Genomic DNA, 14,679 nt, shown 5'->3' on the forward strand with positions numbered 1-14,679 from the left:
ACACTTGGCTCCTTAATTCAAGGGTAACACCATATCCGCGACGCCATCTTCAAACTGAATATCAAGGGTGAAGCCAAGTTTTTGCGCCAGCATTAGCATACCGCGGTTGGTGGGCATGGTCATACCGGACATTTGCTTGGTGCCCTTATGGTGGCAGTAATCAATGATCTTTTTCATCAACACCTTACCTAAACCGATCCCCTTAAGATCGGAACGGATCAAAATCGCGAACTCGGCGTCGGTATTGTCATGGTTGATTAGTGCGCGTGACACGCCAATGATTTGCGGCTGACCTTGCTCTTCACGCACTGCGACAAAAGCCATCTCTCGGTCATAGTCAATTTGGGTTAGATTCGCTAGCGCTTCATGATTAAATTCGCCCACATCCGTAAAGAAGCGTTTGTAGAGATCCTCCTTGCTGACGTTGTGAATAAAATCCGCATGAAGCGGCTCATCTTCAGGCAAGATTGGACGAAGGAGTAGGGAGTCACCGTTTTTCAATGTAATCGACTCTTCATACTCTACTGGATACGGTCGAATGGCCAAACGCTGCTGTGCGTCGCCTTGATAGCGTCGTAATGTAAGATCCGCATCGAGGATGGTAAATTGTGAGCCATTCGCCAATACTGGATGTATATCCAGTTCATGAATTTGAGGACAATCCACCACTAATTGGGACAGACGGACTAAAAACTCAGAGAGCCCTTGTATGTTCATCGGTTCTGGGAGTTTTTGTAGACGTATTTTGCCATTTTTAATCGCAATGACGATAAGATAACGCGCTAACGCCATATTCAACGGCGGTAAAGCGGCGGCCGCGTCGATAGCCTCGTCCCATTCGGATCCACCTTGACCGATAAGAATTACTGGCCCGAAGGTATTATCATGTTTAATCTTAATACGAATCTCTTCACCGCCGGCCAATTTTGCCATGCCCTGCACAATCAAACCATGAACATGGGCGGAAGGGTAAGAAAGCTGCGTTCGGTCCAGTATCGCTTGCGCCGCATTTGCCACCTCTTGACTATTTCTTAGATTAAGCATTACACCTTGTACATCGGATTTATGCGCAATATCAGGTGAGCGAAGCTTTACCGCAACAGGGTAGCCAATGCTTTCGGCGATATGCACTGCTTCACTCGCATCGGACGCGAGCCATGTCGGCAGCACATTGAACCCATAGTGCTTGAGTAATGTCCCTATTTGATGGGTATCGAGGTGACGAACATCATGTTGCTCTAAGCGCTCATTGATCCATACTTTTGCTTCATTTCTATCATTGATCTCGATAGGTTCTGCGGTGGTTGGGGTTTCCATCAGCTGTTTTTGATTTCGTCTGTACTCGACCAAATGCATGAAGGCCACCACAGCGCTCTCCGGAGTACGATAGGTAGGAATGCCCGCTTGGGTAAACAGCAATCGCGCAGGTTTGGCGGTTAACTCGCCAGACCAATTGGTCAAAATGTTGAAACGTCGATGACGAGGATGAGCTTTGACCGCTTCGACAATTGCTCGTGCGGTCTGCTCCGACTCCGCCACGGCAGAGGGACTGTGCATAATCAAAATGGCATCCGCACAATCTGTATCCATCAAGGCGTTCAGCGTATTCACATAGCGCAAATGGTCTGCGTCTCCGACCATGTCGATTGGGTTACTTTGGCTCCAGCTGGGTGGCAACGCAGAGCTTAAACGCAACATGGTTTCTTCAGACAACTGCGCAAGTTTGCCGCCACGTTCGAGCAGCGTATCCACCGCCATAATCGCGGGACCACCGCCATTGGTAATGATGGCCAATCGTTCGCCGCGCAAAGGGACGGAGTGAGTCAATGTCTCAACGGCTGCAAACAGTTCATGTGAATTATTGACGCGCAGCATACCTGTACGTCGAATCGCCGAATCATAGATAATATCAAGCGTGTCATCGCCGCCAGTGTGTGCTTTTGCAGCGGCACGTCCGGCTTTTGTTCGCCCACCTTTGAGCACCAGTATTCGACGGTTACGTGACGCCGCACGCGCGGCAGAAAGAAACCGCCTGGCATCTTTGATGGTATCGACATAGAGCAAGATCGCATCAGTGTTGGTGTCGGTGCTGAGGTGATCGAGAAGATCGGCAAAATCGACATCGCTGGCATTGCCAATCGAAATAAATGCGGAAAATCCGATGTCTTTGTCGTTGGCCCAGTCCAAAATGGTGGTGCACATGGCTGCAGACTGGGAAATGAATGCGATTTTGCCTTTTTGCGCCATCACAGGGGAAAACGAAGCATTAAAATGATGCCAAGGGAGGATGAGGCCCAAGCTATTAGGACCGAGCAGGCGCATGCCAGCGGCCCGCGCTATCTCTAAACAGCGAGATTGAAAAGTGATGCCGTCTTGGATAGGGAGGTGCATGTCCGCCGAAAGAATGATCGCGGCCTTGACTTGATTGTCGGCAAGCTGACGTATCAGCTCGACATTGTACTTCGCACTAGTACATAAAATCGCGACGTCCGGTACAATCGGCAGCGAATCAATCGTCGGGTAGGCGAGCACGCCACAAACAGAGGAATAACGAGGTGTGACAGGCATGATTGCGCCCTCAAACCCACCTTGTAGTAGGTTTTTCATCACGATGTTGCCCGCTCTCATCGGTCGCGAAGAGGCGCCTATGACGGCGACTGACGAGGGCTTGAGTAACGCAGCGATACTGGACATAACGTGACACTCCTTGAATCTAACTCTCTTTATGGTATCCGAGGTTAGACCCATTCGCTGCGTGAGTTTGACGTAGTTTTAATCAGATCACTGTGTTGCTCACTGACTTTGTGTCATGTGTCACAAGAGTCTTGGTATATAATTTCATTGTTGGGTTGATTATACGATTATCTAACGGCATGATTTACAGTAATTTCTAGTTTAAGGCATTCGAATATCCCATGAAAAAAATCGCAATAGTAGGCCTGTCCGTAGTTCTCTCCGCTTGTGTATCCAGTGATTACGTCACCGATGTCAGCTCAGAGAGCTACCGTGAAGATTACCAAACGGCATCTGTCGCCAAACCTGTCGTCTCTGAGCAGGGCATGGCAAAAGATGTGACCGAAAGTAACGTCAAGCCTAATGTTGTGAAAATGTCACCAGAATCTAGCAAGCAAGTGGTGAAAAAGCAGCCACAAAGCAAGCCTGCTGTTGCAATCATACCGCCGACAGCTAAACAGAAAGCGATGAATCCACGTTTTGGTTTTACGATTCAAGTCGCGGCCGTAGGGTCACAAACGAAAGTGGACCAGTTTGCTCGACAACTACCTCAAGGTGATCAACCCATTTGGGAAAACTACAAAGTCGTGAACGGCACAAAGTGGTACACCGTACTTTATGGGGATTATGCGACGCGTGCGGATGCCAAAAAAGCAGTGAGTGAATTACCAGCCGAACTGCAAGCACTCAAGCCATTTGTTAAGAGCATCGATGATATTAAGAACTCTCAGTACCCGACGCTCAACAAACTAAACTGATAGAATGAAAGGGGCCAAGCGCCCCTTTTTTCATGACTCTTCTTATTATCCGCTTAGAAATTCAACAACTAACCAACTAACTCGATATGAATAGACGAAAAACATGTAAACGCTCCCGAGTTTTCATTAAGATCGGATAAGCCTCTTTGTTGCATTACGGAAAGACCATCAATGACGACCAACATCTTATTACTCTGTGGCGGCGGCTCATCTGAGCACGAAGTCTCACTCGTTTCAGCCAATTACCTGCAAGAACAACTTACCTTGACGGATGGGTTCAACGTCGTACGCGTTGAAATGCGCTCTGATGGCTGGCATACCGAAGATGATGAGTTAGTCTATCTCGATACCAATGCAGGCACCTTAAATACCGCAACAGATGCCATCACGCTCGATTTTGTCGTACCGTGCATACACGGTTACCCAGGGGAAACGGGTGATATTCAATCAATGCTCGAGCTATCAGGGATTCCTTATCTAGGCTGTGGACCTGAGGCGAGCACCAACAGCTTCAATAAGATCACCTCTAAGCTTTGGTACGACGCATTAGGCATCCCCAACACACCTTACTTGTTTCTCACAGAAAACACAGAAGAAACTTATCAGCAGAGTAAGCAAGCCTTTGAAAACTGGGGTAGTGTGTTTGTCAAAGCGGCGAGACAGGGCTCTTCCGTTGGTTGTTACAAGGTCACTAATATCGATCAGTTGCGTACAGCGATTGCAGACGCGTTCACATTTTCCGATCAGGTTTTGGTCGAAAAAGCCGTGAAGCCACGAGAGCTCGAAGTGGCGGCCTACGAAATGGATGGCCAACTGCACATTACCTTACCCGGTGAAGTAAAGGCGCCTGCGGATGCCTTTTACAGCTACGAAGAAAAATACAGCGCAACGAGCCATTCCACAACGGATATCGTCGCGTCTAATCTCACTGAGCAGCAACAACAGATGATTCGACTCAACGCTGAAAAGGTCTTTACCCATATGAAGCTGCGTCACCTCTCTCGGATCGATTTCTTTTTGACACAAGAGGGTGAGCTTTACCTCAATGAAGTCAACACCTTCCCTGGGATGACCCCAATCTCAATGTTCCCTAAGATGGTGGTCAACGACGGTGTGCCATTTCATCAGTTTCTCGCCAACTGCGTGACAACGTCACTCAATCAATAGGGCGGATCACTTTATATTTGAGCCTTTCTTGCGCTGCTCGCACTGTATTACCAACATAGTAATAGGGCATAGCAGCGCTCTTCCAACGACCGTAAGTCTGAATCTCACGCGTGTTTATACCTTGTTTAGCTAACTCAATCGCTCCACCTACACGCAAAGACTGACCAGAAAAATCCAATGCCAAGCCAAGCTTGTCACTCGCTGAGCGCATGATTCGGTATATTGAGGAGTCATCCAAAGGTGCGGTACCAAACCGACCATGTTTGTCTATTGCGACAAAAAGAGGACCGGGAGCCACACCACGTAAAATCAACCAATGATTAAGCTTTTCTGTCGCACCTTTACTCAATCGATAACACTCATTACCCAAGCTCAAAATCCCCTGCGATGACTCAATCGTCACATTGCCAACGTTAAGCGATTTGAGCTCTGAACGTTTTAACAAACACTCAAACATCACGTGGTAAATCGCTAGATTTCGAACATCGATTGGCGTATTCGAGCGCTCAAGCTTATCAGTCAGTGTATCGAGCGAGGATTTAGTAAAGGCATGGCTTGATGTCGCATCCCCACGCTTTTCGTTGCTAAGTTCAGACATCAAGCGCCTAACAGAGTGGGTGTTAACGGGATCGTCGTAGCCCAATATGGGGTATTGCGCCCATTTCTACGAAAAGTTCCACGCACCTCGTTAAGGTCATGATTTTATGAGACTATTTAGTAGGCGTCATCTATCAAACATCGTTATCATCACCTAAAGCCCTCTCTGATAAAGGGTTGACATCTTCCAGCAAGGCTTCAAGGTTTAGTGCATTCTGTTCTTCGGCAAATGTATAGTTACCCGCCAACTGAATATGGCTCCATGCGACGGGAGATAAATTGGCCAGTAGATCGACCACCGTTTGGTTACCTTTTTCTTCAAAGCGCTCCACTAATCCTGATAGCAAAGCCGAATTGTAATAGATTATGCAGTTGGCTATGAGACGAGCGCAGTCATTCCATTGCTCAATTTGATAATCATGGCCACCACGAAACTGGTTTCCATTTACCGACGCTATGGCACGTCGTAGTTGGTGATACGCTTCACCCCTATTCAAAGCCTGCTGAACAAACTGCCGGAGTGTTTGATTATCGACATACTCAAGAACGTAAATACACTTGATGAGCCGATCGTATTCCCGTAGAGCTTGAAGCGTACGAGTACTTCGTTTGGTATTAGCCAACTTTTTTACCACTGTACTTTGACTGGCTGATTTCCGGCTCAACGAACAGACTATATGCTGAATATTGTCCCATTCTTGCTCTATCAGCTTACTCTTAATTGGCTTCTTTAGGTTAATCTCCAGCTCTGGAGTCACACTTACATCAAACAATCCTTCAAAAATTCGCTTAAATCGTGCGTAACGTGGCGCAAATTGATAGCCAAAAATGTCTAATAACGCGAAGTTGACACTGTTTACGCCGTGAGTGTCTGTTGCCACGGAGCTTGGCTGTATCTCGCTACTATTGTTATAGAGAAGATCAAAGGCGAAATGAGCTTCATACTCATTGGGCGCGTTTACTGTCGTGTTTACTGGCACATGGTTGACCACTAATGTCAGTGCGGAAACCCCTTTCCCTTTGCGAAAGTACTTGGCTGAGAAACGGGCTTTAAAGGTATTGATCCGGCAAGCATGCTTTTGCCCATCGATACTACCAAATGGCGCTTGCTCATTGATGGTGTAGTACCTAAAGATTGGCAGTTTTGCTGTAGCATTAGAAATTAAGTCGTTAGCAACCTGTGTTGTCTCGGGTCGGATGTAACTGTCATTGACTGCGCGAAGGGCACCCACGCTGCGATCAGATACAGATGCAATATGGTGCAGCCCATAGTTCGCCCCATTGCCAAATAGACAAGCAATCAGATCTTCATCTTTTGCTTTCACGGTCTTCTTCCGTGATGCCATTGCAGAAAAAGCACTAAGATAATCTGTTTTACGGCTGACGTAACGCATTACCTCGATGATCCCCTTGTGCTGGATCTGATTGTATACTGGATTGTCAATGGCGGTCTTCCAACGACGGTTTGCCAAACTCCAAGTCAACTGATTAGAGCGAGGTTGGCATCGAACAAACTCGTTTGCATCCGCTGTTATATTTGCTGTGACACGCTTCAGCAGTGTCTGAAAGCGTTCTTCTAGCTGGGATAAGGTCTCTGATATCGGTGTAGCCAATCGTGTTAAACCTGTTTTTTCAATCAACGATACTTTATCCGACCGCCAGGTATCGGAAGGGATCAGGTCGTCTTCTAATCTGCGGTTCTTTTCACTCTCCATTACATATACTTGACCACTCTCAATATAAGTCGCAATCCGCTGGTAGAGGTAGTGTTCAAAACGTAAAGGGTTTGGTGTTTCCTGGGCAATGTATGGTTGCTCTCGAGGCGGGATAAGGGTCTCATTGATTGTCTGGATTAACGAACCCTGATTAAGCTCTCGCTTAGCGACAGTAATTTGATCCGTTAAAGTTGGCTGCAGCGTCTCAATATCGATGGCGATAAAGAGTTTGCGCAGCATTTTCCCTGATTTATGTGCATGGTGATCCACGTACTGCCACTGGTAATCTCGCAGATCGAGTTCGTTTTGGCACAAGTGCTGGCTCACTCTATTCAAATCTGTAGCTTCAAGCAGGGAGAAGGCACGTTGACGTACTTCGCCAAATGAGACCGAGTCTTCCAAGTCGTGGTCAGTAAATAATCGTAATATACTGCCAGCTTCTTTGAGTTTTGTACGAACTACTTCTAGGTCATCAGCAACCCGCTGCCTTGCGTACGCTTGAGCGGCTTCTCGGTGTTTCTCAACTCGATAACAAAAGGCTGTCACCAAACGGTCATTATTTTCTCTGTACCGAAAATAAAGGTAGCACACCAGATATAGCAACCCTTGCCACTTTGGTGTGCGTCGAAGTTTATATACTGAACGATGTTTAACTAAAGAGGCGTAATAGATCATGTTGCCTCGTGAAAGCTGCAGGGAACTGACCAAGGCTTTTAATGTTGGATAGATACGCTGCAGTGTGTGGTGTGTACTCAGTTCGCGTTCTAACTCGGAAGAAGCAAACCCTCTGGCAGAGCCGCGGTACTCAGATAAATTGTTAAGCTCTCCTTTATTTTTCATGATGCTTTGTAGTGTTTGAACCGCTTCTACAGACAAACTTCTCGACATGATGGCTTCAATACGTTTCCTTTCTTTGCTGAGTACTGTCGTTACCAGTGACTGGAGCGTACTGTAACCAGGTAAGGCTATACGGTGTTGACTGAAGAACGCGATCGCTTCATCTAATAAGTATCGAGGGTCGCTGAAAATCGTAGCGACATCAACTAGCCGGCTTTGCAACGCTGCCGAATACGTGGGCGTCAAAGTAGAAAACTCCAGCTGTGCTAATACCTGGCTAATTACGCGTGATTTTGTAGCTTTAGCTAGAACGACTTGTTGCGGCTTTTTGCCTGAGAAGTAGCGCTGACTGAGGTACTGGATATCACCACGTACTTGAGCGAGCTCAAACTGCGGTACAACGGGTTTGGCACGAAAGTAACCCAAGTACAAGATAAAGTAGTATTGCGTCTCTAAACGTGACAGGGACCGAACATAGCTGAGTAATTTACTATCGAGTGCGAAGTACTCTTCTCTTTCTTTTTGGCTGAGCGTAGGTAAACTATAGAGAGCATCAATTTCGTCGGCTTTCAGGATCTGGAGGCGTTGTTTTTTGGTCGCTGACATTGGGATTATCTGAACTATAACAAGAAGATGCCAGCATGCTAAGTGAACACTACTTCCAAAACAACACAGACATTTGTGCACCATGTTTATCTGAAATCGTTTAACATGGTGGGTGATACCCCAAACGTGCTCACAACCATCACTACACGTTTTTTGTTGAGCAGACAATACCGATTGCCAAATACCGCACCTCTAAGAGTCCTACTTGCTACTGTCACAGTATGCGACTTAAGCCTCCACTAAAATGTTGCTTTACATTTAACATCTCATAAATGATTTGGCGCAGGAGGGCTGAGTTAGATCATTGACCAATCCGACACGTAACGTTGCCGTTGTTCTAGTCACTAGGCCAAAGCAAATGGGTATTACTAAGCCTTTGGCCAATCATTTCATAATAACTGCTCACTATATCATTTAGGCTGGAAATTCAGTGAGATAGCAAGTCTTAATGGTTAAGGATTGAAATTCCTAATCATCAAGTTAAATATCACCCTGTTGCATAATAAGCCACACCCTGTTAGATTAAAGTTAAGAAAACTCAAGAGATTGCGCTCAGGTCAGATACACCTACCCTTCTTCGTAGCCCCATAACAAAACAATTACTTAACACTATTTAAGTATCAGATTTAATATGCAATTAAAAAGGATTTTTATGGCAGAAACACTCACATCGTTTGAAGAAACTAAAACTACTTCAAAAAACTGGTTATCTAATCGCATCAAAACAAGCAGTTCCTATCAGGAACAAATATGGGAACAAGGAATTAATGATTTAACTATTGTATCCCGAACTAAAAACAGAGAAATAGTGTGCAGCGCTGGTCAAAAATATATCGATTTTATGTCCTGCTCTTATCTCGGGCTTGAGCAGCACCCCGCTTTAAGCCAGGCCATTAAAATGTCAGTTGACAAATTTGGTGTGCAATATTCTGCAGCAAGAACTCGGGCAAAATGCGATATATTTGACGCTCTCGAAGAAAAACTTAATACTATTTTTCTCGACTCCTATACGGTGACATTTAATTCCGTAGGGGCCGCACACCTAGCAGTCCTACCGATTCTTGGTTCAGGAGAGCTGCCTGGTTACAACATGAGTCCAAAAGGCGTGCAGTGGATTATAGATAAAACGACTCATGCTTCGGTGCAAATCTTAAGGGGAATACTAGAACAGTTTGGCCACTGCGACAGGATAGACTTCTCTGATCAGGATAAATTGTATACTACCTTAAACCTGTGCAGACAGAATGGCAAAACGCCCGTCCTTATATCGGATTCTCTAGGCTCAATGGGAGGAAGCCATGATGTCCGTTTTCTAACGCAATTAGCAGCAGAGTATCAGGGGTATTACTATGTCGACGATGCCCATGGCACCTCAATCATCGGAAAAAATGGATGTGGATACACACTGCACCAGATAGGGGAATTTAGTGATAATCTTATTCTGCTCTCCTCACTCTCAAAAGCTTTCGGTTCTCATGGTGGTTCAGCCTCTTTTAGTCACCCACAGTCAGCCTCCTTCATAAAAAAATATGCATTAAATTATATCTTTAGTGGTCCTCCATCCTTACCCGGCATTGCTGCATGTTTGGCCTCAGCGGACATTCATCTTTCTAGTGAAATAATAACACTGCAAAAAAAACTTAAGGATAATATTCACTTCTTTGACAATGCGGTACGTAATGTCGAAGTCAAAGATAAAACAAGTCCCATCCGTACGCTTCAAATAGGCGATGAGACTGAAGCTATCAACACATCTAGACGTCTCCGCCAACAGGGTTTTTTGGCCACTGCAGCCATGTATCCGACCGTACCTAAATCAAAAAGTATTGTCCGTGTTGCCCTCTCCGCCGCGCATTCCATTGACGATCTTGAGCGATTTGCTACGTTCATAAATGCTCTGACAGAGGAATTGACATGTTAACAGAGTTGATAACCGCCTACCGCTATTCGGCAGCCCTGCATGCGTTTGTGAAGCTCAACATACCGGTTTGGTTAGGGCGTAGGGGACCCACAAGTTTGGAAGAACTTTCTGCTGCTAGCCAGATAGAGTCCAACCGCCTATCACGCTTGTTGGATGTAATGGAAGAATGCAACGTAGTGCGTGTTGAAGGGGATCACTATGTTCTGGCAGATAAGTGCGGCGCCTTAGCAGACGAAAATAGTCTCGAGACACTGTGGATTCTGTGCGAACTAGGTGAGGACTATTGGAGTATGTGGCCTGATTACCCTTCGTCCCTACTATCTTCTACCCCTGCATCCGCCTTCGAAACCCGACATGGCAAGCCCTTCTTTTCATATATCCTCACAAAGCCTGAGCTGAAAAGCACCTTTGATCGTTTGATGGCAAAAATTACAGAAGAGCTTGCCACTGAGCTTGTTAGCCACATAATTTGTGATACGCAGACGGAAGTTGTAGATATTGGAGGAGGTCAAGGGGTGCTGTTGAAAAAGCTGCATCAGCACTACAACCTGAAATCCGCCACTGTTATAGATGTGTACCCAGAGAACAACAAGAACGAAACTGGTATCGACTTTGTAGACGGGGACTTCTTTACTAGAATCGTCGAAGACAAAGACATTTATATCTTGAAAAATATTCTACACGATTGGGATGATGCTAACGCCTTAACTATCCTACGCAACTGTCATCGGGCAATGACGCCGGAATCAACTCTGTTTGTCATCGAAATCATCAAACAGCCTAGAAGTAATAAAGGTAAGACGCTAGATCTGCTCATGGATGCGCTCTTTCTTGGAAAGGAGCGATTTTATGCAGAATATGAGGTATTGGCCCAAGCTGCGGGCTTCACCATCGACAGGGTACATAACACTTCGCTGTCACAGTCCGTCATGGTGTGGAAAAAGGATATGGTATGAACTTATACTGGATTGTCGCAAAGGAAGAATACAGCAATGTTACGGAAATTGAGCATGCATATGCGGAGTACACCCATGAACTAAAGAAGCGAAATATCACGTTCAGCTTTATCGCTCTGGAAGACTGTGTCGTTTCCACTCACTTGGATAGAGGGCTGACACTGCTGTACAAAAACCAGCCGTTAAATTACTCTTCTGCTACATTTATCATCTCCCCTGCTAACCTGAATGCTCAAGCTCGCTCTACCGCCTCAAACCTCCGCCATTTCCTTCGTATCAGAAACGCATGCCTACTAAACAGTGGTATTGCCGGAGTTGAAACACTAGAGTGGGACAAAATAGGGCAGATGTCTTTGGCAGAGAAAATCGGTGCGCCCGTGCTCCCTTTTAGTACGCTAGGGTATCACCGACAGGTTATTCCCAACATTGAGCAATTTATTACCAGCTACCCTGGTAAGTATATTTTCAAACCTGCCAGCACTGGCATGGGCTTTGGCGTAATCAAGTCAGAAAACGATCAGCATGCGATTAGCATCGGAAACTTGATTTCAGCATCATCTCTCGAATATTTCATGATGCCCTTTCTTCCTGATGCCTGTGATATACGGTTTTTCTTTATTGCACATAAACTGGCATTCATTAAATTCCGCAAACCCCGAGGAGAAGGCTATATCGGCAACGTTGCTCTAGGTGGATCACAGGTTATTTTAACGGAAAATATGTTCCTAGCAGACTATACCCATATGCCATTTTTTCAAGAAATGCTGCGGTTGTCTCGAGAGATAATGGTTCAGGCCGACTGTTCGGTATTGTCAGTTGATTGGCTGATGAATAACGAAGGTTTTTATTTTAATGAGGTGGCCACGGTCGAAACCGGCCTGACTAAGCTGCCCGAGGGAATCAGGGCATTTGTATTCGATCAACTAGCTGGGATAATCCATAATCATCATGAAAGCGAATAAAACAACCTGTTTCATTTATCTGACAGTATTTCTTGCAGAATTTTCATTCTTCTTTGCTCTACCACTATTAGGGAAATCCCCAAATCTTAGTGCCTCCGACGTAGCAGCCTGTCTCGCTGGGGCTGTAATGCTGGAAAGTTTGCTTATGTTTACTATCACTGGTTATCTTGAACGCTTTTCTAGGAGAAAATTGATCTTTATATCTCTACTACTGAGAGGTGCGGCCTTCCTGACTATTTATTTGACACTATCATTGGTCGGCTGGGTATTATTCTTCTTAATTATTTCGGCTTCCAAGTCGGTTTCCAAGCCTTTTTTACGGGAAGTGCTAGCCGAAACCCTAACCGGATCGCAGTTAAAAAAAGCACTTAATACGTTCTCGCTCAGCCAAAATTCGGCCGTCTTCGTAGCGCCAATGCTGGCTGTTGCTATGATGAATTTGGAGTTTATCGAAGATGGGCTGCTGGTTCTGACAATATCTAGTATCATTATAGCTCTAGTAGCTCTTCAACTCATTTATGACCTTCCAGCCAATCATAAGTATTCAACTGACTCACCGCTGGCAAGTATGCAGGAAGGGTTTCAGAGCATCATGGCAAGTAGCCACATACGGCGTATCCTTCTGTCAGCATTCTTCTGTTTTCTCATTATGGGAATATTCATTACCGCTACAACGCTGTTAGACAAAATCAATCCTCACCTCGGTAAATATTCCGGAGTATTTTTCTCAGTCGTTGGTGTGACAATTTGTCTTTGGCAGGGAGGCGTGGCAAAACTTATCTCCTTTAGTGAACGGTCGCGTACTCAAATCATTCTGGTATGTGGATTATTATCATCAGCTTATTTGTTGGGTTCTGTGTATGTCGCAATTGCGGCGTTAATTGCGTACAGCATTTATGAGTCCGTTATCATTCCAGAACTTTACTATCAGGCAACAGACATTCCCTCTGATATATCTACCAGCGTGTTGTTTAGTTACATACTGATTGTGTCGAACGCTGGTGAAGCATTAGGCTCATGGGTTACCGGATTGGCGGTTACGCACTTGGCTGACCATGTTCCGATGTTTATCTTTATCACAGTACTGAGTTCCGTGGTGATTTCGTTCATCTGCCTGAAAAAAGACGACAGAAAGGAGTCACCATGTCAGCCATAGTTTTCGCTACCGGTGGAACAACCGAAAAAGCTAGAATTGTTGAGCACCCTTGGGATAATTATCAGTTTGTAACATCCTCAGCAGCTAAGGAATTACGCCCTTTATTCATGGATTTACAGGTCCGCACGGTTGCAAATTGTCTGACGGCAGGCAATTTGTGGGGAGGTTTTCTTTTTGCCCATGAAATTTGCCGTCACCTCGAGGTGAAATATTATCCCTTTGCCTCAGCTGTTGAACATGACACACTTTGTGAAGCTATATGTACAGAAAATATTGACACAATAATGTGCCTGCCAAGTTTTGCTGAATGCTTATTTAGCCAGAAGCGGAAAGTGCAACTAGCCTCGATCAGGAATATTTTTTACCTTGGGGAAATGTTCCCTGATTCACTTATCGAAAAGATACAACAACTACTTCCAAACGTATGTATCAAACCTCTAGCGTACACCACACAAGAAACTGGTCCAATAGGCTTTCAGTGTTCGCACTTAAATGGCGCTCACTACCATATTTATGACCATATAAACCTCGTTTGTTCCCCTACCAACGGTGAGCTCAGTGTAACCGTCATATATCCCGGACAATGCCACCTGTTGGAGCATTCAATGGGAGACGTGGGTGCTATCAAGCGCAATGTCCTGTGCCCATGTGGCCATAAGGGCGATATCCTACACCTTGAGGGACGGGTCCCAACGTCGAGAAACATCCTTGGCACTTCGATTTCAATCTATGAATTCACCCGGGTACTATCAGAAAGCTCTAACCATTCTATATCGGATACAGATATACAACTTGTTGAGGTTGACTATAAAGAACAAGGCCTAGGGCTTGTTCTAATGGTGTGTCAAAGAAGTCAAGTATCAGCAGAAACAATTAGTGAGCGACTTAAATTGTCACCATTGATAAGAGAGTTGATCAACGATGCCTTATATTTTCATGTTCTCATTACAAAGAAACGAACGTTTTTAAAGTCTGAGTCCACTAATAAAGTCAAGCCCTTTATTAGGACAAAGCACCAACCTGTTGAAGAAAGCGCAATATGTCTTGTAATAAAGTAACTAGTCTAAACTCGGTGCTTAAAAGATCCACCCAAAAACATAAAAGTATGGATGGAATGATATTGTGGTTACAAATTTCATATTATTATGAACTACTTAGACCGATTAATATCTGTTCACAAAAGTGAGCTGACTTCCGACTGGTCTTCCGTTGCATTTCTCCTTGGATAACTTTACTCAAGGAGAAATGCAAATGATGATGTAAAAGAGATA

At 45.2% G+C, this 14,679-nt stretch carries 10 protein-coding genes; 7 read left to right on the plus strand and 3 right to left on the minus strand.

Annotation, left to right across the window (positions count from 1 at the left end; all coding sequences use genetic code 11):
* Positions 1–12: 12 nt before the first annotated feature.
* Positions 13–2,694, minus strand: coding sequence for a bifunctional acetate--CoA ligase family protein/GNAT family N-acetyltransferase (locus AC6R10_RS15555; protein ID WP_500672803.1), 2,682 nt, complete (start codon positions 2,692–2,694; stop codon positions 13–15).
* Positions 2,695–2,915: 221 nt separating this feature from the next.
* Here AC6R10_RS15555 and AC6R10_RS15560 point away from each other — a divergent pair, with 221 nt between their 5' ends.
* Both AC6R10_RS15560 and AC6R10_RS15565 read left to right on the plus strand, forming a co-directional pair.
* Positions 2,916–3,491 (plus strand): SPOR domain-containing protein, encoded by a 576-nt coding sequence (locus AC6R10_RS15560; RefSeq protein WP_334551873.1) that lies wholly within the window; start codon positions 2,916–2,918, stop codon positions 3,489–3,491.
* 171 nt (positions 3,492–3,662) lie between these two features.
* Positions 3,663–4,658, plus strand: a complete 996-nt coding sequence (locus tag AC6R10_RS15565; protein WP_487901499.1) for a D-alanine--D-alanine ligase — start codon at positions 3,663–3,665, stop codon at positions 4,656–4,658.
* Here AC6R10_RS15565 and AC6R10_RS15570 read toward each other — a convergent pair.
* Positions 4,648–5,256: a tyrosine-type recombinase/integrase gene (locus AC6R10_RS15570; RefSeq protein ID WP_500672804.1), complete on the minus strand. Its 609-nt coding sequence runs from the start codon at positions 5,254–5,256 to the stop codon at positions 4,648–4,650. The two genes, AC6R10_RS15565 and AC6R10_RS15570, sit on opposite strands and share 11 nt — an antisense overlap.
* A gap of 133 nt (positions 5,257–5,389) precedes the next feature.
* A complete protein-coding gene (locus AC6R10_RS15575; RefSeq protein ID WP_500629641.1) occupies positions 5,390–8,413 on the minus strand; it encodes a Tn3 family transposase in 3,024 nt (1,007 codons plus the stop codon).
* Positions 8,414–9,065: 652 nt separating this feature from the next.
* On the opposite strand from AC6R10_RS15575, the gene AC6R10_RS15580 reads away from it, so the two are divergent.
* The 5 genes from AC6R10_RS15580 to AC6R10_RS15600 are packed head-to-tail and all read left to right on the plus strand — an operon-like array spanning position 9,066 to position 14,466.
* Positions 9,066–10,334 carry an aminotransferase class I/II-fold pyridoxal phosphate-dependent enzyme gene (locus tag AC6R10_RS15580; protein ID WP_500629642.1) on the plus strand — a complete coding sequence of 423 codons (1,269 nt, stop codon included), beginning with the start codon at positions 9,066–9,068 and terminating at the stop codon, positions 10,332–10,334.
* On the plus strand, positions 10,328–11,290 hold the full coding sequence (locus tag AC6R10_RS15585) for a methyltransferase (protein ID WP_500629643.1): 963 nt from the start codon (positions 10,328–10,330) through the stop codon (positions 11,288–11,290). Before AC6R10_RS15580 ends, AC6R10_RS15585 begins: the two co-directional genes overlap by 7 nt.
* A complete protein-coding gene (locus AC6R10_RS15590; protein ID WP_500629644.1) occupies positions 11,287–12,252 on the plus strand; it encodes an ATP-grasp domain-containing protein in 966 nt (321 codons plus the stop codon). Before AC6R10_RS15585 ends, AC6R10_RS15590 begins: the two co-directional genes overlap by 4 nt.
* Positions 12,239–13,408 carry an MFS transporter gene (locus AC6R10_RS15595; protein ID WP_500629645.1) on the plus strand — a complete coding sequence of 390 codons (1,170 nt, stop codon included), beginning with the start codon at positions 12,239–12,241 and terminating at the stop codon, positions 13,406–13,408. The genes AC6R10_RS15590 and AC6R10_RS15595 overlap by 14 nt, the downstream gene beginning before the upstream one ends.
* A complete protein-coding gene (locus AC6R10_RS15600) occupies positions 13,396–14,466 on the plus strand; it encodes a phenylacetate--CoA ligase family protein (RefSeq protein ID WP_500629646.1) in 1,071 nt (356 codons plus the stop codon). Before AC6R10_RS15595 ends, AC6R10_RS15600 begins: the two co-directional genes overlap by 13 nt.
* Positions 14,467–14,679: the final 213 nt, after the last annotated feature.

This window comes from Vibrio sp. R12-SG2-ISO1 (assembly GCF_059834045.1).